The 21,210-nt window shown below is 52.9% G+C and carries 17 protein-coding genes; 7 read left to right on the top strand and 10 right to left on the bottom strand.

From position 1 onward, the window contains the following. Window positions 1-54: 54 nt before the first annotated feature. The 3 genes from ACETK5_RS22920 to ACETK5_RS22910 all read right to left on the bottom strand — a co-directional run bounded on the left by ACETK5_RS22920 (window position 55) and on the right by ACETK5_RS22910 (window position 4,347). Window positions 55-930: a UbiA-like polyprenyltransferase gene (locus ACETK5_RS22920; RefSeq protein WP_394058061.1), complete on the bottom strand. Its 876-nt coding sequence runs from the start codon at window positions 928-930 to the stop codon at window positions 55-57. A 20-nt stretch (window positions 931-950) separates the two neighbouring features. Continuing rightward, window positions 951-2,249 (bottom strand): aspartate aminotransferase family protein, encoded by a 1,299-nt coding sequence (locus ACETK5_RS22915; protein WP_394058059.1) that lies wholly within the window; start codon window positions 2,247-2,249, stop codon window positions 951-953. Between the two features lie 118 nt (window positions 2,250-2,367). Beyond that, window positions 2,368-4,347, bottom strand: coding sequence for a peptidase U32 family protein (locus ACETK5_RS22910; RefSeq protein ID WP_394058057.1), 1,980 nt, complete (start codon window positions 4,345-4,347; stop codon window positions 2,368-2,370). A gap of 194 nt (window positions 4,348-4,541) precedes the next feature. Here ACETK5_RS22910 and ACETK5_RS22905 point away from each other — a divergent pair, with 194 nt between their 5' ends. The 5 genes from ACETK5_RS22905 to ACETK5_RS22885 all read left to right on the top strand — a co-directional run bounded on the left by ACETK5_RS22905 (window position 4,542) and on the right by ACETK5_RS22885 (window position 8,942). Next, window positions 4,542-4,889 (top strand): alpha/beta fold hydrolase, encoded by a 348-nt coding sequence (locus ACETK5_RS22905; RefSeq protein WP_394058055.1) that lies wholly within the window; start codon window positions 4,542-4,544, stop codon window positions 4,887-4,889. 201 nt (window positions 4,890-5,090) lie between these two features. Continuing rightward, a complete protein-coding gene (locus ACETK5_RS22900; RefSeq protein WP_100539994.1) occupies window positions 5,091-5,675 on the top strand; it encodes a TetR/AcrR family transcriptional regulator in 585 nt (194 codons plus the stop codon). Between the two features lie 212 nt (window positions 5,676-5,887). Then, window positions 5,888-6,835, top strand: a complete 948-nt coding sequence (locus tag ACETK5_RS22895) for a helix-turn-helix domain-containing protein (protein WP_394058052.1) — start codon at window positions 5,888-5,890, stop codon at window positions 6,833-6,835. Window positions 6,836-6,985: 150 nt separating this feature from the next. Continuing rightward, entirely contained in the window at window positions 6,986-8,068 is a 1,083-nt protein-coding gene (locus ACETK5_RS22890) for a Gfo/Idh/MocA family protein (RefSeq protein ID WP_071222181.1), read from the top strand. 34 nt (window positions 8,069-8,102) lie between these two features. Then, the gene (locus tag ACETK5_RS22885) at window positions 8,103-8,942 is read left to right on the top strand and encodes a Gfo/Idh/MocA family protein (protein WP_394058050.1); all 840 of its coding nucleotides are present in this window, start codon (window positions 8,103-8,105) and stop codon (window positions 8,940-8,942) included. Between the two features lie 119 nt (window positions 8,943-9,061). Here the strand turns inward: ACETK5_RS22885 and ACETK5_RS22880 are convergent, their stop codons facing one another. From ACETK5_RS22880 to ACETK5_RS22855, 6 genes are all read right to left on the bottom strand, one after another. Beyond that, the gene (locus ACETK5_RS22880; protein WP_326111388.1) at window positions 9,062-9,796 is read right to left on the bottom strand and encodes an ABC transporter permease; all 735 of its coding nucleotides are present in this window, start codon (window positions 9,794-9,796) and stop codon (window positions 9,062-9,064) included. Between the two features lies 1 nt (window position 9,797). After that, window positions 9,798-10,514, bottom strand: coding sequence for an ABC transporter permease (locus ACETK5_RS22875; protein WP_394058048.1), 717 nt, complete (start codon window positions 10,512-10,514; stop codon window positions 9,798-9,800). Further along, window positions 10,511-11,431: an ABC transporter ATP-binding protein gene (locus ACETK5_RS22870; RefSeq protein ID WP_394058340.1), complete on the bottom strand. Its 921-nt coding sequence runs from the start codon at window positions 11,429-11,431 to the stop codon at window positions 10,511-10,513. The genes ACETK5_RS22875 and ACETK5_RS22870 overlap by 4 nt, the downstream gene beginning before the upstream one ends. A 601-nt stretch (window positions 11,432-12,032) precedes the next feature. Beyond that, the gene (locus tag ACETK5_RS22865) at window positions 12,033-13,421 is read right to left on the bottom strand and encodes a sensor histidine kinase (protein ID WP_326111390.1); all 1,389 of its coding nucleotides are present in this window, start codon (window positions 13,419-13,421) and stop codon (window positions 12,033-12,035) included. After that, a complete protein-coding gene (locus tag ACETK5_RS22860; RefSeq protein WP_100539987.1) occupies window positions 13,418-14,092 on the bottom strand; it encodes a response regulator transcription factor in 675 nt (224 codons plus the stop codon). The genes ACETK5_RS22865 and ACETK5_RS22860 overlap by 4 nt, the downstream gene beginning before the upstream one ends. A gap of 247 nt (window positions 14,093-14,339) precedes the next feature. After that, entirely contained in the window at window positions 14,340-15,284 is a 945-nt protein-coding gene (locus tag ACETK5_RS22855) for a helix-turn-helix transcriptional regulator (RefSeq protein ID WP_326111392.1), read from the bottom strand. A 102-nt stretch (window positions 15,285-15,386) separates the two neighbouring features. Here ACETK5_RS22855 and ACETK5_RS22850 point away from each other — a divergent pair, with 102 nt between their 5' ends. Further along, entirely contained in the window at window positions 15,387-17,651 is a 2,265-nt protein-coding gene (locus tag ACETK5_RS22850; protein WP_394058045.1) for an ATP-binding cassette domain-containing protein, read from the top strand. A gap of 114 nt (window positions 17,652-17,765) precedes the next feature. On the opposite strand, the gene ACETK5_RS22845 is transcribed toward ACETK5_RS22850, so the two are convergent. Further along, window positions 17,766-19,463, bottom strand: coding sequence for an alpha-amylase family glycosyl hydrolase (locus tag ACETK5_RS22845; RefSeq protein WP_394058043.1), 1,698 nt, complete (start codon window positions 19,461-19,463; stop codon window positions 17,766-17,768). A 605-nt stretch (window positions 19,464-20,068) separates the two neighbouring features. On the opposite strand from ACETK5_RS22845, the gene ACETK5_RS22840 reads away from it, so the two are divergent. Then, window positions 20,069-21,103 (top strand): LacI family DNA-binding transcriptional regulator, encoded by a 1,035-nt coding sequence (locus ACETK5_RS22840; protein ID WP_100539983.1) that lies wholly within the window; start codon window positions 20,069-20,071, stop codon window positions 21,101-21,103. The last annotated feature ends 107 nt before the right edge of the window (window positions 21,104-21,210 follow it).

The following is a 21,210-nucleotide window of genomic DNA, read 5'->3' as shown; positions in this document are numbered from 1 at the left end:
CCTTTGAATGCCATATGGCCCGTGTATGCGGGCCGGCAGTCGAAGGGAGTTTTTTTATCCGAGCAAAAACTGATCCGCCAAAGTAAACAGCAGAATCGTCAAACTAATCACCTGATTCAGGTTGTACGATGCGAGATGCATCCGTCTGCGGCTGGAAGGCTTGATGATGCGATGCTCCACGGCCAGCAGTAACACCGAGATGGCAATTCCCGTCAAGTAGAGCCAGTCCAAGCCTTGGATAAAGTAAAGGGAAAGCAGCAGCATGACCATAATCCCGTGCAGCATTCTGGAAATGAGCAGTCCGCCCTCTAACCCAAACGCGCGGGGAATGCTCCATAAGCCGGTGCTGCGATCGAATTCGATATCCTGCGTGGCGTAGATGATATCAAAGCCAGCAATCCAGAGCATCACGACGGTACCGATGATAAAGGGAATGAAGGCAAATTGCCCCGTGACGGCAAACCATGCCCCGATCGGAGCCGAAGCAATCGTGAAGCCCAGGTACAGATGGCACAGCCAGGTGAAGCGCTTCGTGTACGAGTACGTGCAGATCAGCACGATCGCTGCCGGCGAAAGTCCCAAGCAGAGTGGATTCAGCATCCCTGCCGCGAGAATGAAGATGGCAAAGTTAACGACCACAAATACGTATACTTCGCGAGGCAGCAGGAGCTTTCTCGGCATATGGCGATTTGCGGTTCGCGGGTTCGCAGCATCGAACTTCAAATCGGCGATGCGGTTGAAGGCATTGGCCCCATTGCGCGCGGCAACCAGCGCAATCAACGACCACAGCATGACATGCCATGATGGTACGCCGCCGGCGGCCCAGATCATGGAAATGATCGCAAAGGGCAGCGAGAACAGCGTGTGGGAGAACATCACCAGTTCTCCGAACATTTTGGTCTTATGAACGACTTTATACATCATCTGCATATGGATCCAACCTCATTCGTTTACGTTTGGGATAACCCTGCCAGCACCTTATCCAGCGCGCTGAGCATGGCCTCGATATCTTCCTCCGGAATCATCATGGCCGGCTGGAAAGCCAGCACGTTTCGGCCGATGCCATTTTTGCCGATCATGAATCCTTCTTCCTTCATGCGCTCCAGAATGATATCGGTCCATGCAGCGCTTTCCTCATCGGTCGCTCCACGGATTTCGGCCCCGGCCATAAAACCCTTGCCTCGGACATCGGCGATAAGCCCGTATCGGCCCTGCAGCTCCCTCAATCCTTCGATAAGCTGCCCGCCGACACGCAGAGAACGTTCGACCAAGCCTTCCTGCTCGATGTAATCCAATACGGCAAGCGCCGTGGCGGATGACACCGGGTTGCCGCCGAAAGTGGAGGTGGATGGTCGGTTTAGACTGGCGGCAATATCATCCGTCGTGGAGAAAGCACCGATGGGCACGCCATTGCCTAGTGCCTTCGCCATGGTCAGAATGTCCGGTACAATGCCGTAATGCTCGATCGCGAACATGCGTCCCGTGCGGCCGCAGCCTGTCTGGATTTCATCGGCAATCAGAAGGATGCCGTACCGCTCCAGCATCGCCTTCAGCTCACGGAAATACCAATCCGGCGGCACGATCATCCCCCCATTGCCTTGGATCGGCTCCACGATCATTGCGGCGAAGGTGTCTCCCTTCGCCGCGAGCACACTCGCCAAGGCATCCAGGGAGCGGCGAGCGGCAGCATCTTGATCCATGGCAGGATCATAGGGACGCGGAATGAACGTAGTCACCTCCTGGTCCAGGAAATCATCAGTACGCCACATCGGGATGCCGGTCACGTTCATGGTCAGGAAGGTGCGGCCATGAAGGCCGTATTCCAGTGCCAGAAAATTGCGGCGTTTTGTGTGCAGACGGGCGACAAGCAGCGCGCCTTCATTCGCTTCGGAGCCGCTGTTCACAAAGAACGTTCGCTTTAGGTTGCCAGGCAAAACGCCGTTTGCCAACCGCTCCGCCAGATCTGCCATCGGCTGGGTAAGGTAAATGGTTGACGTATGCTGCAGCGTCTGCAGCTGTTCGATCGTTCTTGCCGTAATAGCTTCATTGCAGTGACCGCAGGCGACAACCGACACCCCCGTGAAGAAGTCGACATACCCTTTGCCATCATGGCCGTAAAGCTTATGCATCTTGCCGCTGACGATCTGGGGCGGTTCTTTATAGAAATTGGCTGTGCAAGGGTAACCGTACTCCCGACGCTTTGCCACGATGGCTTCCGGACCGATATACGTCAGTTCTGCATGCGTCATGGATATTCACCTCTTTTGAATTGTTTTCGTTTCTCCCATGTTCTGTTCCGTGAAAATAGACCAAGGAAAATGGCACCTCACATCGGGTTCATCTTGATACTCCGTCTCAAAGCGGATCTTATACTTCAGTCAGCTCCAGTTCCAGGGAATGACCAAATTGGAGCGAACCGAGCGTGAACCCGGCGTAAACGGGTGCCATCCCTTGATACAGCCTGCCGCATGCATCCAGGTTCAGCGCAGCTTGACGATATGTCCGCACCAGACCGCGAAGCTGCTCCGTCGTATACGTTTTTCCTTCAATACGGAAATGATTCACGCCCGCTTCGTGCAGCTCCTTCAAGAACGGCATGCAGCATAGCTCCTTCGCCAGCGCCAAGTGGTTACGCCCTGCGGCATCCCGGTATACGGGGTTCTCCCCTTTATCCGTAAGCAGCACGAGATGACGGTTATCCACGAACCGGTTGTCCTCTTCCGCTATGGGCTCGAACTCTGCCGCATTGGCATATAAATCATGCTCCAGATACATCACAATGGGCGAGCCGTGAACGATGATCTCGACGGGAATCTCCGGATGACGCAGCAACTTCGTCAAATCATGGAGCTGAAGCTCAAGGGACGGATTGATTCGGGATATGCCAAAATGGTCCTTATAAAACGAGGCCGCCGTATGGTTGTATATGTTCAGGCTGAAATCGGCAATCAGCGGCAGCCCTAGGGATTGGAACTTGTGCATGGCACCGATGTTGGTCGCAAGCAGGCCGTCCAGGCCATAATGGTTATACTCCTTGCCTGCGCTGAGGAACTGATGATACTGCTCCATCTGAAGCTCATTCATCATGCGGGGCATGCCAAGGATGATCTCCGCGTTTCCTTTATCCGCGGTCAAGGCTTCGATATCTTCACGTCCAAACGGACGATCCGGCTGGAACACGTCGCCGGTCAGGTAGATGACATCCGCCCCTTCTTCTATTGCCGCACGGGCCTGCTCCACCGTGTTGACATGCACCGTAATTTGCGGAATCGACGTGCCCGGCTGCTCTCGCTTCGCAAGAAGAAGCGATTCCTTCACCTGGAGCACCCGTTCCTCCTTCATCTCGCGTTCCGCGGTAGGCGTGCTGAACACCTTCCCCGTACTGTAAAACTTGCCTGTTCCTTCATAACGGCGATTGATGAACTCCAGTCCCGGCTTGCCAAAGGCATAAGCTGTCGTGAAATCGCGCTTCCGGTTTTTATGCAGCGTATCCGCCCCGTCCTCGCGGTTATAGCCCAGTGGATCCGCAATGTAACGATCGATGGCATCCCCGTAAGAGTTAACGACCATCAGCAAAAATTCGATGTCTCTCATGCGTCCTTCAATTTTGAAGCTGGTAATGCCGGACTTGATCAGCTCCGGAATATGCTCATACATATACATATCTTTCGCCGCAAGCGGGTACTCGGTAGGATAGAGGTAGCCGTCTTTTTTCACCCGATAATCCCAGCGGCAAGGTTTCATGCATCGCCCCCGGTTGGAGCTGTTGCCGAACAGCATGGAGCTGTACAGGCAGTTAGCGCCATGAACGGTGCACATATCGCCGTGCACGAAGTACTCGAACTCCATTCCGCTCCTAGCCTGGAGCACCTCCGCTGTCTTCAAGTCCATCTCCCGCGAAGCCACGACACGGGAAACGCCCAATGCTTTGACGGCTTCAATCATCTCCAGATTGTGCACGTTCATCATGACCGAAGAGTGAACCGGTATATTCGTATAGTTCATCTCTTGAATCAGAGGAAACACGGCCAGATCCTGTGCGATAATGGCATCCGGGCCAATCTCGTTCAAAAAGGCGAAATAACGCTTCGCTTCCTCCAAGTCCTCTTCATTCATCAGGTTGTTCACTGTAATGTAGGCACGTTTACCGCGCTCATGGGCCAATTGGACGGCTTCTCTGACTTCCTCATAACTTAAGTTATAGCCCTTGCGCATCATGCGCATGTTCAAGGATGGTCCCCCGAAATATACGGCATCGCAGTTTGCGTCAATGACGGTTTTGAATATCTCGAATGTTCCGGCAGGAGCCAGCAGTTCCACTTCTTTACCGTTAAAATAACGAGCCATCGTCCGTTCCTCCTCATCCGCCAAGTTTATTTTTTTCGATTGTAACATAATTCACAAATAACATTAGTGAATTAATTCACAGCGATTTTTACAGTAAGATTCCAATGCCGATAGCATTTCAACAACCGTTCCCGTTTCATATTGACCAACCATTCATTCAATAATAAAATAAAGCGGATCAAGGGCTGCAATCATTGGAAATCGATGATCGATTGGAGGGTATTCTATTGGATCTGCACTATGAAGTGCACGGTAGTGGTAAGCCTGTTGTCCTTGTTCACAGCGGTGGAGCCGATATGCGGGATTGGAGCTTTCTTGTTCCTTCCTTATCTGAGAACTTTTACGTGATTGCCTTTGATGGCCGCGGAGCCGGACGCTCCCCATCTCCCGTTCAGCCGCCAAACTTTGTTGAAGATCTGTTGTCTCTTCTTGATCATCTGAATATTTCGCAAGCTGCGGTTATTGGACATTCTATGGGCGGCCGGATTGCCACGGAGTTCATAATCCATTATCCTGAAAATGCGTGTTCAAAAAGGGAGTGATTACAGGATATCTCGGCCAACACGCTCTTTATCATAGGAGATCATGAACTGCCCGATAACCAGCAGGTAGGGGAACAATTTCGGAGAGTTCCGAACGCTCGCTTTACCGCCATCGCGGGAGCGGATCACATGGTCACATTAACGCATCCGGAGGAGTTATCCCGCGATATCACACCCCATTCGTGAAGGAATGAAGATTTCATGCCGCGCACACCTAGCGAAAATGAACGCATACGCCAGATGGCGAAAGACAAAATTTTAGAAGCCGCCATGGATTTGTTTATCCATCAGGGCTACCACGCCACTTCCATTAGCGATGTAGCCAAGCAAGCCGGAATATCCAAAGGGCTGCTCTATAACTACTTTTCAGGCAAGGAAGGTCTGCTGGCCGCAATGGTCGAGGAGCGAATCGCAGGCGTGGCCGAAGTCATAGAAAATGCCGCTTCACTCCAAGCACCCGCAGATCAGCTGAAATTTATTCTGGAGCAAGCCATCGACAACGTCTATCGGCAACCCGAAGTATTCCGTTTTTACTTGCATCTTCAAACCCAGCCCGAAGCGGATCAAGAGCTGTTTCCCTACAGCAAGCGTCTTGTGGAAGAGGCTGCACGACAGTTTGAGATTCAATGCCGTATATTCGAAGACCTCGGAGTTCCCGAGCCGCACAAACGCTCCTTGTACTTTTCTTCTACCCTGCAGGGCATCATGCTGATGATATCCACCTATCCCCAGCACTTCCCCATTGAAGAAGTGAAGGAGCAGATGCTGAAGGAGTTTTGCCCGTAACGAAAAAGAGCCGAGGTTACTCCTGTGTTTCAGGACGCCTCGGCTCTTTGCTGCATATACTGACTCCCTCCAATTAAATCTCCTTATGATATCGCTTCTCTCCTTGAACGCAGAATTCGATTAACTTTTTCAACTTTTTCTCTTCCTTCATGTCCTTAATCAGTTATGCTGTTAATAACAGGATCGACACGAGCGTGAGGAGGAAATGAACGATGGCTATTCACTGGCTGGAACCGGATATCGCCGAGTGCACCCGAAGAGGAATCGCCTACTTTACGTCGGAGCTGGAGATGGCGAATGGCCTGCCCTGCAAAATGTACCGCATTACCGAAAAGTTCGGGAGTTTATCCGATCATATGCATGACTATCTTCAAATCTGGTATGTCAGCAAAGGCGAATTCATCCATACGCTCTATGGCCAAAAATACCGGATGGTCCAGGGCAATATATTCGTGCTCCCTCCTTATAGCGTCCATCGCGTGGAGATGATTCCCGGGAAAGAAATGGAGGTGCTCGGGTGCGAATTCATGCCGGCCTTCATTAACGAACGATTGGAGGGAATGCCGGACGAGCCGCAGCTGTTCGACCTTTCCTTCATCAAGCCTTTTATTACGACCGAAGACCGCGTCCCGCTCAAAATCACCTTGACCGGAGGCAGCGACCTCGCCGTAAAGGAGCTCTTGGCCGAAATGCTGGCCGAATACGGAAGCCGGGGGCCATTCTACGATATTCTGCTGAAGGCCAATCTGCTGAAGCTGCTGGCGATTGTGAACCGCGAGCATGCCGAGCAAGGCAAGCATATATCGGTAACCGCGGGCAGCGCCCCGTACCGGGAGCCCATTTTGGAATCCGTTCAATATATTCACGACCATTACGACCAGCCTCTGTGGCTGGAGGATCTCTGCGCGATGACGATGATGTCCCGAACGAATTTTTGCCGACGGTTCAAAGAAGTGACCGGCTGGACCTTCAGCCAGTACTTGGCTAACTACCGCATACGGATGGCCATGCGGCTGCTCACGGAGCCTGAACTCACGGTAACCGATGTGTGCTTCAAGGTCGGGTTTAACGAGCTTCCCTACTTCTGTCGTATTTTCAAGAAATACACGGGAACGACCCCCGCTTACTATAAAAAGAACGCTTTTAAAACCGTGGACTAGCGCCTCGGTACGATAATCCAATAAATAAACACGATAGTGAAATCGAAGCGATCGCTCACATGCTATACTCGGGGCAAGCAATAACGAAGAATCAACTGACAGGCTCATGTCATCACTGCATCATCAATCCACGATTTTGGAGGAGAACCGATGAACAAAATTACAATTGCCGTGATTGGCTGCGGCACGATTGCGAACAGCGCCCATATTCCGGCCTACATGGCCAACGAAGACGCTGAGATCAAATATTTCTGCGATATCGTGAAGGATCGGGCCGATGCCGCCGTTGCCAAATACGAATGCGGCCAAGCCATCGAAGATTACAACCAGATCCTGAACGACCCTGAGGTCGACGCCGTATCGATCTGTACGCCGAATGACGTTCATGCTTCCATCGCCATCGATTGCTTGCGGGCAGGAAAGCATGTATTATGCGAAAAACCGGCAGCCCGTACCTACGCGGAAGCGCTGGAAATGCAGAAGGTTCAGCACGAAACGGGCAAAACGCTCAATATCGGGGTGGTCAACCGTTACAATGAAAGCGTAAACAGAATCCGAAAAATGATCCAAAACGGCGATCTTGGCGAACTGTATCACGTATATGCCAGCTTCCGTTCCCACCGTTCGATCCCGGGTCTCGGCGGCGCCTTCACGACCAAAGCCATTGCCGGCGGCGGCGCGCTGATCGATTGGGGCGTTCACTTCCTCGATGTCGTGATGTACTGTACGGGCGATCCGAAGCCGAAGACCGTCTCCGGCCAGGCCTACTGCAAGCTGGGTAAAGACATGGAGAATTACACCTTCCTCAAGATGTGGGCAGGTCCGCCGAAATATGACGGCACGTATGACGTCGACGATTTTGTCACGGCTCTCGTCCGCACGGAAGGCCCGACCATTTCCCTGAACGGCGCATGGGCGCAAAATATCGGCGCCGAAGAGATGTTCATCGACTTCCTCGGCGACAAAGGCGGCATCCGGCTGAAATACGGAGCGGACTTCACCTTCTACACTACGGAGGACGGCGCATTGATCGAAACCACGCCGAAATTCAATCTCGGCAGCATGTTCCAGAATGAGATCGACGGGTTCATCCGCTGCATTCAAACCGGGGAGAAGCAGCCTTCGCATATCGATACGGTCATCCTCTCCTCCCAGATCATCCAGGCGATTTACGACTCGTCCGACCAAGGCGCGGAGGTTTCGCTGCAGCCCGTTGCCCAGAACAGCCTATAACCTATAGTTCGAACGCCAGGGAGGCCCTTTTATCATGAAAAAAATCGGATTCATCGACCTGCATCTGGACCAATTCCACGCGAATAAATATCCCGGGTGGATTGAGCAGGCATCGGAACATGCCATGAAGGTCGTGTACGCCTACGGCAAAAGAGACAAAGAGAACGGGCTCACGAACGCTGCCTGGAGTCAGGAGTTTGGCATTGAGCTGCTGCCCACGATTGAAGAGGTGGTGGAGCGCAGCGATTACCTGATCGTGCTGTCGCCGGATAACCCGGAATTCCATGAGGAGCTGTCCCAGCTGCCGCTGCAATCGGGCAAGCCGACTTATATCGATAAAACGTTCGCGCCTGACCGCGAAACGGCCATCCGCCTGTTCGACCTGGCGGCAAAGCACGGAACGCCGATGTATTCGACGTCCGCCCTCCGTTTTGCCAGCGAATACACGGAGCTGGACCGAAGCGATATTCAAACGATCAGCAGCTGGGGACCGGGTGCCTTCGCCAATTATTCGATCCATCAGATCGAGCCGATCGTCAGCCTGATGGGGGCCAGCGCGAAGCGGGTGATGTATATCGGAACGCCTGACTCCCCTGCCCTGCTGATCGATTTCGGGAACGGACGGCAAGCCACCGTGAATCATCTTGGGGATAACTGTCCTTTTACCTTGGGGATTAAGAATGGCGACGGGGGCTTCAAGCAGGTCACCGCGAATTCGAATTTCTTCGCCCTGTTCATTGAGAATCTGGTGAATTTCTTCGAAACGGGCGAGCCTGCCGTCAACCCGGCGGAAACCATTGCTGTCATCACGATTATTGAGTACGGATTAAAGGCGGCGAATACCCCTTATGTCTGGGTAGAATTGCCTCAATAGCGAAACCAAGGGTTCGTTACACATAGGAATATAAAAAAAGAGCTGCTCCAACAGGCCGTAAAGGCCAGGAGCAGCTCCTTTTCATGAAACCAAGCAAGCCGGAAATTCAGTTCTGAAGGTTACACTTCTTTCCGCTGAAAATAGACGAAGCCCGCGAGAAAGAATAGTAGAAACCCGCCCACCACCACGGTCATGAGACTCTGAAACGGCAGGTTGAAGGCGCCGAAATCGGCTTGACCCACGGGCATCATCGCCAGAAACGGCTGTGTCCACGGATAGTATGGAGCATACGTCTGCGAGTTGGCCACCAGCATGTTCGGTATGGTAAACACAACGTTCAATGCTAGCGGAGCGGCAAAGCTGCTCCATGCCGTGGAGACTCCAAGCTGCAGGGCGGCCAGCGGCAAGCAGGCAATCCAGCCACCAAGCACGCAGCGCAGCAGCATTTCCCACGGAATCGGAGCATCCACCTTGTGGATCAAACCGGCTCCCAACACGGCTCCCATGAACAGCAACTGCACCACGGCAAGCAGCATGGCTACCACCGAGAACTTCGCAAAATAGACGGCTCCGCGAGAAACCGGCAGGACGAGCAACTGCTTCCATCCCCCGCCCGAATGCTCATACCGGCACACCATCGCACTAAAAATACCTGTTAGAATCGGGAGCAGCAGCATGGCATGCAAAATGATCATAATGCTGATCAGATGCTCCCATGGCGCAAGCTCCTCAGGCTTCCCATTCAATATGCCCAGCATCATGACCAGAATCGCGCACAGGAAAATCTGCGGCCACAATTTGGATTTGGACAGCTTAAGCCACTCGGCAGACACCGCTCTTATATAGGATGTCATCTTAATCCACATCCTTTCGGTTAAAATGAATCAGGCCCGCGCACGCTATCACTGCACCCAGCAGCAAGCCCGCTCCGATGACCTTGGCTTCTCCTGGCCCCATATAAGCCAGCAGCGGCCACTTTAACGGCATCCAATCAGGGAATTGCATGGCAAACATCGATACAACGGAGGCGGTAATCCCGATTCCAACCGCGATTCCCTGGTTCTTGAGCGTCAATGACATCCACAGCTGAAAGGCCAGCATGGGAAGCGCAGCAAATAATTGCACAAAACCGATGCGCAGCAGATCCAGATACGGCATTTGATCTGCGCCCATCCCCAGTAGGATGCCAAGCACGGCGGTACTGATCGACAGAAGGAGACAGGATACGCAGAGAATCAGGAAGGCCTGCAGGAACTTGGCACTAAATACTGCCGTTCTGGAAATAGGCAATGCCAGAAGCTGTTTCCATGAGCTCAGCTGATGCTCCACGTTGGCCATCAGCGAACAGACCAGCGTAATCCCGAGAAAAAGGGCAATCGGCACGAAAAACAGTACGTTCTCCAGCAGCCCGCCCCAGGGATCTGCCGCGTAGGATTTCATCAGGTAATCATAGCGAAGTCCGAAGTTCAGCCCTTGCATTGCTGCCAGTCCAATGGGACCGAGCGCAGCGAGAAACCAGATGCCTTTGCCCCGGATTTTCAGCCAATCGGCGGAAAGCGCACGGAACATCATACCCGGCTTCCCTCCCCTACGATCTGCATGAAGATATCCTCGAGCGACCTCCGCTGCTCTTCCACCCGGTATACCGCATGCTGGTTCTCCACCAGGCGCTTCACGAGTTGCGCGATCTTGGCATCCTGCATGCTCTCCAGTTCCAGCATCTGATTACGAAGAACTCCTTCACAGCCCAGGTCCAGCGCCAATCCGAGCGCTGCCTCCGGCTCGGATACCGATAAGCGGAAACCGCTGGAAGCCGTGGATACCAGATTGTCGATCGTATCCTGGAACACCATCCTTCCTTCACGGATAATGCCGACTTTGTCCGCCATCTGCTCGACCTCGCCCAGCAGGTGACTGGATACCAGCACGGTAATGCCGTATTGGCGCGGCATATTCTTGATCAGCTCCCGGATTTCATGTATCCCGGACGGATCCAGGCCGTTGGTCGGCTCATCCAGAATGAGCAGCTCCGGATGGTTCAGCAGGGCGGCCGCGATGCCAAGACGCTGCTTCATCCCAAGCGAGTATCCCTTGACCGGGCGCTTGGCCTCCTTCGTCAAGGAGACGATCTCCAGCACTTCCGCGATGCGGGACTTCGGGCCGCCGGTAATCCGGCGAATCGCTTCCAGATTCTCTACGGCCGTCAAGTGGCCGTAATACGATGGGTACTCCACGAGCGATCCGGTCCGGCGTAAAATGTCCATTTTTTCACTCTTCAAATCCTTGCCGAACAAATGAATCGCGCCACGCGTTGGTTGAATGAGTCCAAGCAGCATGCGGATGGTGGTTGTTTTTCCGGCACCGTTCGGTCCCAGGAAGCCATAAATATCGCCGCGGGCGATCTCCAGGTTTAAATCCACGACTGCTGCGCGTTTTTTGTATATTTTATATAAGCCTTTCGTTTGAATGACGAGTTCCGTCACGTTCATCACCTCAGGTATATATCCTACATGTCCAAGGTTAAATGCCGGTCGACCCCAAGTTTAAATTTTCTTTAAAAAAACTGGTAGCCTATCCAAACGGTTATTTCGTGAAAAGAGCTAAGAGTCACTTGGTGCAGCTAAGGCCGCTCCGGTGCCGGATCTTTCTTCCGATCGCTGTTAAATCCAGGAAACCGGAATTTGCCCAGCGGGGGTTTCCCGGATTTATTGGCGAACGCTTCGCTTCTCCAGCAACGATTCCGTCCCCTTCGCTGGTGTACACGTGGAAAGTTCATAGTAAAAATCGGACGTACCCAAAACCATAAATGCCTACCCCGTCACTTTAAATCATATATGGTCGACAGCCATTCCAAGAATACCCAGGAACACGAACGCTTGTGTAATTCCGCAACCAAAAAAGGAACCGGCAAATTCCGATTCCTTCTCGTATATCCAGTGGTTCGTAATCAATTTCTATGACAGCCTCAAGCGGTTTGAATCCTTCACTTCTCAGCCTAAGTGCTCATAACAGAGAAAAGTCACCTGAATTGCATATGACTCCCGCTAGAAATGACCTCGCTCTTCGCCCGCATGTACACCCTTTGTTTACTCACCGCTTCCAGATGCGGATCCTCGTCCCCTCGTCCGAGCTTTCCACATGGCATCCAAGTCCCATTTCCCTTGTCAGGTGCTCCACGATGGCCAGGCCGATGCCTGTGCCTTTGTTGCCGGAGTCGCTTTCGATTCCCGGTCCGCGATCCGAAATGACAAGCATGCCCTCATGCCCCTCTCTCTCCTCGGTATGAATTCCGATGTACTGCCCGGATTGGGCGTGGCGGACGACATTTTGGAACAGATTATCAAGAAGCCTTCGGAACCACAGCACGTCCACGGTCCAGCTCAGCGGCTCGTCACGCACCTGGATATCGGGCTCGATCCCCGCCTTCTCCCATACGGGATACCAGGCCGCCGCGCTTTCCTTGACGATTCGCAGAACGTCGGTCGGCTCCATGCTCAGCTGCACCCTGCCGCTGGTGAGCAAGTTGTAGGACAACAAGTTGTCGATCAGGCCGCTTAAATCCGAGATTTTCGATTCGATGAGGGACAACGATTCTTTCCCCTTCTCGCTCAGCGGCTCCCGCTCCATAGAAAAAATATGGCTTCGAATCACCGTCAGCGGGGTTCTGAGATCATGGGACAGATTGGCGATCAGGGATTTGCGCAGCTCTTCTTCCTCGCGCTGGCGGCGCTGCCCCTCCACTAATTGGATGACCATATCGTTATAGCCCTCTTCCAGCTGTCCAATCTCGTCATGCTTGGTTAACGTAACCGGCTGCGGTATGCCCGTCACCGTATGAGGTGACGTCATGGCAAAGCGAAGTCGCAGCAGCCGCTTGCGGATGCGCACGAAGAACAGCCAGGAGACCAGAATGAACAGTCCCGACATCGAGGCCATAAACAGACCGTACAGGGCCGTTTCGCTCGCAATAGGCTGCTGGACATGGAGGTATTTTCTCGGCAGCTGCATGACCATGAATCCTTCTCCCGATCCCTCTCCTCCAATAAAAGCCACGGAGGTGAACGGATCGCCATCCAGGGAGCTTTTCATAAATTGCACGGTGTAGAGCGCGCTCCATACCTCCGGAACGTTAGGCTGCACCGGCAGCTGCAGCCTGGTCTCATTGCCTCCATCCACCCAGAACATGGAGATTTCCGGATACTCCTGCCGTATTGAATTCAGCTTCTGTTCAATGGCTTCCGGCGAAGCTCCGCTTAATCCGGCTGCTTCCTCGTGCCACATTTTCTCTAACGCGGCACCGCTGGTATACTTCCCCACAGGGGCCGGCGGCCGATCCGAGAACGTATCGTTCACGAACCAGTAGAAAATCGACGCTAACGGAAACATGATCGGCATGAATATCATGGCCATCGAAATTAATAACAAATACCGGTTGGTCAGCGAATTGCGGAACCTTCCCTGCTTCCTTTTCCATCTCATGCTCTCACCCGGTAACCAAGCCCGCGAACGGTCTCAATAATCTCCGGGGTGGCAGGATCCCGCTCGAGCTTCTCCCGAAGGTACCGGATGTGGACCATGAGCGTCTTGTCTCCTTCGATATAAGACTCTCCCCAAACCGATTCGTAGATTTGCTCCTTGGTCATGACACGCCCCTGGTGCTGGAGCAAGTACATAAAGATTTGATGCTGCTTGCCTGTGAGCAGCGTCTCCTCGCCGGTATCTTCGTTCACGATCCGATTCTCGGCTTCATATACGGATAAGTGCTTTACTCTCATGGGCTCCGCGGACTTCACGACAGATCGGCGCAGAAGCACCTCCAGACGGGCAGCCAGCTCGTCCGGATGGAAAGGCTTTGTCAAGTAATCATCGGCAAACTCGAGCCCCTGCAGCTTATCGTCAATGGAGGTTCGGGCCGACAGCATCAGGATAGGCAGTCCGGGATAGGCCTTTTTGAGACGCTGCCCGACCGTGAAGCCGTCAAGCCCCGGGAGCATGACGTCCAGAACAACGACCGCACACGGAGCCGCTTCCTCCACGGCCTTCTCTCCGCTCAGCAGCCACCGCACCTCATACCCCTTGTCCCTAAGAAACTCACTGACCCATCCGCCGATCTCGCGGTCGTCCTCGATATATAGAATGCATGCGCTCATAATCCATCTTCCTTTCTCGTGCTAATATTCATCTCCCCTGAGAAGGGGCTCCCTAGATCCTTTAAGACAAAAAAAACCGTATCTATTTAGCTATACATGGTTCCATCATTTGTCATTGTATCATGGGATACCAAGCGTGCAGGCATCTGATTCGCTAACCTGCCTTGATCCTCATCGACTTTCTCTGAATCTAACTCCGTGCACTCCACGCCACTTTATCTTACGGCCCTTGCGTGATTCGGGCACCCTATGTATCCAATACTCCGTAATGCAGGCTCAGCTGCCTTGCCTTCTCCCTTAGCATATCAACGATCTCCGGAGGTTCAATGACTTTCGCCTCCATACCCAGACGCAGGAAGACTTGAGCGACATATTCAACATCATTGCGATCGACGACGGTATCCACAATGCCCCGGTGCTCATCTTGCATGGCCACCTCGTCCTCCAGCCACGGAATGCTCTCGCACTGTCTTGCCCCTTCCCTAGTCAGCTCGGCGTATAATCGAACAGGCTCCCGAATGGGATAGTCCTCAAGCCATTCTTGCATGCTAATGTCCGCCACACAGATGTTATCGGTCAGGACTAAGGATTCCATCCGGTCCATGCGGAACAGGCGCACCCCCTCTTTCTCGTGCTCCACGGCGGGCATATACCATAAACCATCCTGGGCATAAACGCCGATCGGCAGCACTTCCCGGTCGCTCGTACCCGATTTGGAACGATAGCTGATCCGTACAGCCCGCTGATGAAGAGCGGCTTCAATGACGTCTTTTAGATAGGGGGAGCCTGCCGTTCTGCTTGGACTCCAGAATGTCAGCACCGATTCCAGACGGCTGATCATCATTTTGGTATCCTCCGGAAATCCGGCCAGCAGCTTGCGTGAGGCAGAGCCGATATTCAGCTCAAACGGTAACGAGGTATAACGCTTCAAGGCTTGGAAGGCAAAAAAAATAGCAAACACTTCATCTTCATCGAACAGGATCGGCGGAAGAACGCGACTCTTCAACGTACGGTATCCCCCGTGCCGCCCTTGCTCGGTATATAAAGGAACGCCCATATCGCTGATCTCGGTTAAATACCGGTGCGCCGTGCGAACGGAAACGCCGAACTCATCGGCCACTTCCTGAGCGGTAAAGCTCCTTTTGGCATTGACATACATCATGACATCCATAAGCTGCTTCGCTTTTGACATAATACCCTCCTTACACACAATAACTAGACAAGAATTGTCATGTTTATAAGATATGCTATTGCTGTGTCAAGGTCAAAACGATCCAAGAAAGGAGCCCTCATGATGAGCAACCACATGGAACGGGCCATCAAGGTAAACGGTGCACGAAACAAAAACCTGCGTAACGTAAGCCTGTCTATTCCCAAAAAACAAATCACGGTATTCACCGGTGTGTCCGGTTCCGGCAAATCCGCCATGGTCTTCGATACGATTGCCGCGGAATCCCAGCGTCAGCTGAATGAGACGTATTCCAGCTTTATCCGTCATCGCCTCCCGCATTACGGGCAGCCGGAGGTCGATTCGGTTGAGAACCTGTCGGTCGCGATCGTAGTCAATCAGAAAAGAATCGGCGGCAATGCCCGTTCAACCGTAGGAACCATCACCGATATCCATTCCTTGCTGCGCTTGTTATTCTCCCGGGTAGGACGGCCCTTTGTCGGATATTCGGATGTGTTTTCCTTTAACAACCCGCAAGGCATGTGCCCTCATTGCGAGGGGCTGGGCAAAGTGAACAGCTTTCGGATCGAGAACTTGATCGACAAGGAGAAATCGCTGAACGAAGGCCCCATCCGGTTCCCGACATTCCGCCCGGGGGAGTTCCGCTGGAAGCGTTATGTCGCCACAGGCCTGTTTGATAATGATAAGAAACTGAAGGATTACACCGAGGAAGAATGGGACACGCTGCTGTACAAAACCGGCTTTAAACCGCCGAACCCGACGGAGGAATGGCCGCCCACCTCGTATTATGAAGGCATTATCCCGCGATTCGAGCGGACATTCCTGAGCAAGGATTCACGGGATGCGAGGACTTATAGGGAAGCCATCGATCAAGTGGTGGCCGAGACCGCCTGCCCGTTATGCCACGGCGGAAGACTGAATCAGGAGGTGCTCTCCTGCAAAATCAACGGAACCTCCATCGCCGACTGTGCACGGATGCAGGTCAATGAGCTGATCGCCTTTTTGCAGACAATCCGGGATTCGGCGGCAGCAACCATCGTGGAAACCTGCATAACTCGGCTGGAGCAGCTGCTTCTGGTCGGGATCGGCTACCTGACGATGGACCGGGAAACCTCGACCCTGTCCGGCGGCGAGTCCCAGCGCATCAAAATGGTGCGCCAGTTGGGGAGCAGCTTGACGGATTTGACGTATATTTTTGACGAGCCCAGCATCGGCCTGCATCCCCACGATGTGCACAACATGAACCGCCTGCTGCGACAGCTTCGGGATAAGGGAAACACGGTCATCATCGTGGAGCATGATCCCGACGTCATCGGGATTGCGGATCATATTGTCGATATGGGGCCGCGAGCCGGCACCGCTGGCGGTACGATTGTATATGAGGGAGACCCGGAAGGGTTGCGGCACGCCAACACCCTGACAGGAAAATATCTCAGTCAACGCGCCCGGTTAAAGTCCGCGGTCCGGGAGCCGGCCGGATGGCTGCACATCAAAGACGCCTCCCTTCACAATCTGAAGCAGGTGTCCGTGAGCATTCCGGCCGGAGTGCTCACGGTGGTAACAGGCGTTGCCGGCTCAGGTAAAAGCACGCTCATTAACCAGGCGCTGCCAAACGTTTATCCAGAGGCCAACATCATGAACCAGGATATGATTCAGGCGTCCAACCGCTCCAATATCGCGACGTTTACGGGCACTTTTGATGCCATCCGCAAGCTGTTCGCCGACGAGAATCAGGTAAGTCCATCCCTTTTCAGCTTTAATGCCAAGGGGGCTTGTCCGGTGTGTAACGGCTCCGGCACGATTACGATGGATCTGGCTTTTATGGACAGCCTGGTCACCGTTTGCGAAGCCTGCCGGGGCCGCCGCTTTCATGATGATGTTCTGCGCTATCAACTTCGCGGTAAAACCATCAGTGACGTGCTCGCCATGACCACCGACGAAGCGCTGGATTATTTTGCGGAAAAGGGCATCGTATCCGCGCTTCAGCGTATTCAGCATGTTGGACTGGGTTATTTGACGCTCGGTCAGCCCTTAAGCACGCTGTCGGGAGGGGAACGGCAGCGGGTGAAACTGGCAGCGGAGCTTGATAAGCAAGGTGAAATTTATGTGCTCGATGAACCTTCGACTGGCCTTCACCTGTCCGACTGTGAGCGGCTTATGTCCATCATCAACCGACTTGTCGCTCAGAACAGCACGGTCATTGTGATCGAGCATAATCTGGACATCATCAGCCAGGCCGATTGGATTATCGACATGGGACCCGGCGCGGGGCAAGACGGCGGGAATGTCCTGTTCTCCGGCAAACCGGCCGATCTGCTGAAACACCCGCATTCCCTAACGGCCAGATATTTACGGCAGTTTCAATCCTAACATCTACGCCCTCCAGGCTCTCATACGGAAGACCCTAACGGTCAAAAAGACCCCGAGCACCCCCTTAGGGGCTCGGGGTCTTGCCATGTTTCGCTGTATTAGTCAGGAAAGGGCCTACTCCAATATGACGGTCGTATAGGGCGGCAGCGTTAAGCTGTTACCATCCAATGCCGCGCTGTCGTCGGTTGTTCTCGCCAATGACTGGAATACCGCAGATCCGTTCTTCGATGCCAGGTCCACCGTCTGCTCCGTACCCGATAGGTTATGAACCACAAGGGCACCGCTATCGTTTGTACGGCGGTTATAAGCCATCACCTGCCCATTGCCGGAAGCAAAGGATTCAATCGTACCGCTGTTCAGCGCAGGCATATCATTCCGCCAACGGATCAGCGTGCGGTAACGGGATAACAAAGAGTCCGGGTCTCCCGTCTGCTGCTCCACGCCCTGTACCTGATCGCCCCGGTTATGCTTAAGCGGCTCCCAGGTCGTCTGTCCCTTATCGCTGCCCGTATTGGACCAGACCATCGGCTCGCGGATTTGTTCGTCCGGCTTCGCTCCCTTCATCCCGATCTCTTCTCCGTAATAGATAAACGGATTGCCCGGCATGGTCAGTAGAATGCCCGCGGCCATCTTGGCTTGGTTCTCATTGTCCTTCAGCTGCGACATGACACGGTTCATGTCATGATTCGTCAAGAATGCGGCATCCGTAAACCTGCCGCCCGATACCTGGCTGAACAAACCATAAGTCCGCTCCAAGGTAAAGGCCAGATTGTTATCCTTCTCGTTCATCACAGCACCGATGATGCTCTCGCCCAGTCCGAAGTTGAACCCGGAATCAAACGCGTTATCCAGATACGGCGCAATGACCGCAGCGGAATTATCCCAAATTTCACCGACAATATACGCGTCCGGATTCACCTCACTCATGCTGGCGCGGAATTCCTGCCACCATGCTGTATTCTTGGCCGTTGTCGCCTCGCCTTTATCGGACATCAGATCCTCATAAATATGTTTGGCTGCATCGATCCGGAACCCATCAACACCGAGCTCCAGCCAGAACCTCCCGATCTCCTTCATCTCCTCGCGGACCTGGGGATGATCGAAGTTCAGGTCCGGCATTCCGCCCCAAAACGTGCCCATGTAATGGGCTCCGTTCATCTCGTGCCAAGGCGAACCACTGCCTGCCGCGCTGGCCCCCGAAGGGGACTTCCCTTGATCCTCAGCCCAGATGTACCAATCGCGGGTCGCCGAAGCCTTGTCTTTCGCAGCCTGCTGAAACCAGGCATGCTCCGTGCTTGTGTGATTGACTACCAAATCCACAATAATTTTGATTCCGCGCTTATCCGCTTCAGCAAGCAGCGTCTTGAAGTCATCCATTGTTCCGTACTCCGGATGGATGGAACGATAGTCGGTCACATCATAGCCATGATAGCTTGGCGAAGGATTGATCGGCATCAGCCAAATCCCCGTCACGCCAAGATCGCCAGTAGTGTCCGGATTTCCGTCATTCAGATAATCCAGCTTCTCAATGACGCCTTGTAAATCACCGATCCCATCCCCATCGGAATCATAGAATGAGCGTACAAAAATTTCATAATAGACATCGGAGGGCTGCTCGTCCACCTCCGCTGTTTCCATTGTTGCGGGCGCTTTCGGATCCGGCTGTTTCGTTTCCGGTGCCGCTGGCGGCTTAGCTTCCTCTTGCGGTGGAGCCGCTGTGTCGCTGCAGCCTGCCAGCAGACTTCCCGTAAGCGCAATGGCGGCGAGCCATATAGGCAGAACCCTGCGTCTTCCCCATTGATTACATATCACGTTGTTTACCTCCTGTTCGTTGCAGCAGCTGAAGTTCATCCAGTTACTGCACTTATCTATTCAAATGGATCTCTACAGCAATTTAGATTAGCGCAAACGTTTGTATTCGATTCCACTATTGTTTTCCAGTAAAACGGTTACATTCCGTGGTTCAACTTAAAATTCATCTTCTTGCGTAGGTGAGGACTCGTTTTTATCCATCCATATCATAACCCACTTCTTTTCTTTGTTAAATCGTTTGCACAATGCCGTTTTGAGTTGTTTTTCGGGCTTTTCTGGCCATAATAACGGCCTTTCTCCCGTTTTCTAACCCTTGCTTCCTTTTTGATGCATTTGTGAAATAATTGCGCTGGACTGACTTGGATACGTATTTACAAGCCTATCGATTAACGTTAATATAGCAGTGTGAAACCGTTTAACATACCGGATCAATATGGCTTTAAATCAATAGGTATCATGTATACTCAGGGCCTGACAGACCCACAATTAAATAAAGAAGAACGGTCCGCGATTAGCGGAAGTTACTCTTCTGAATTAAGAGAGAACTCCAGTAGTCGCTTTCTTATTTTCAAAAAAACGCAAACGGTTCCACTGGAGGTCCTATTATGTCTGTAACGATTAAAGATGTTGCAAAACGAGCGGGCGTATCCCCCTCCACCGTCTCACGGGTGCTATCCAATCATCCTAGAATCAGTCGCGAAACCTCGCGTAAGGTGAAAGAGATCATGGAGGAAATGGGCTACCATCCCAATATTATGGCCAAGAGCCTTGTTTCCAAAACGACGGAAAGCATATGCGTCATTCTGCCGAAACCTGCGGAAGAATTGTTCCTCAACTTATTCTTCATGGAACTGATCCGCGGTATCGTCACCCAAGCGAACCGCTCCGGATACGACGTCGTTCTCAGTTCGGGCGGCAATGAGAAGGAAGAAGTCGAAGCCGTATCCCGGCTGCTTAACGGTCGCCGCGTCGATGGCGCCATTTTGCTGTACTCCAGGCAGGACGATAAGGTGGTCGATTTTCTCAAGTCCAACAACTATCCGTTCGTGCTTGTCGGCCGGAGCGAGAAATACCCGGATCTGTTATCCGTCGATACGGATAATGTGCAGGCTGCCTATGATGCAACCAAGCATCTGATCTCTCTTGGACATCAACGAATCGGCTTTGTCAGCGGCCCGCCAAACCTGATCGTATCTCAGGACCGGATGAAAGGCTATGGCAAAGCGCTTGCCGATGCGGGTCTGGAGATGAGAAAAGAATGGATTGTCGAGGGCGAGTTCCTCCAGGAGAGCGGCTATCGCGCCATGTCCTTTTTCATGAACCTGCCTGAACGTCCGACGGCGCTTGTCATTGTTGACGATATTGTCTCTTTCGGCGTGCTGCGGGGACTGCATGAGCTAGGGTATAAGGTGCCCGAAGATGTGTCTATTATCAGTTTCAACAACATCTCATTGACCGAACTATCGACCCCGCCGCTGAGCAGTGTGGACATCGGGATTTATAACCTGGGTTATACCGCTTCTCAAGCCCTAATCCAGACCATTCGTAACGATGACAATACGATACTGCCGCATCGCTATATCATTCCGCACCGGTTGATGATTCGCGAATCCTCAATGTTTTCGCTGCCGAAGCCTTAAGGTCCGGATCGAGTCGCTGAAGATGCACGAAGTATTTTCAAAATAAAGAAGCATCGTGGTGCTTCCTTTATTTTTGCTGCTTGGTTCAAACGTTTGCACTAATTCGT

This window comes from Paenibacillus ilasis (assembly GCF_043195395.1).
In the GTDB taxonomy this organism is placed as follows: domain Bacteria; phylum Bacillota; class Bacilli; order Paenibacillales; family Paenibacillaceae; genus Paenibacillus_AQ; species Paenibacillus_AQ lautus.
Note: the sequence above shows the minus strand (reverse complement) of the source record. Positions and strands in the feature narration are given on the sequence as shown.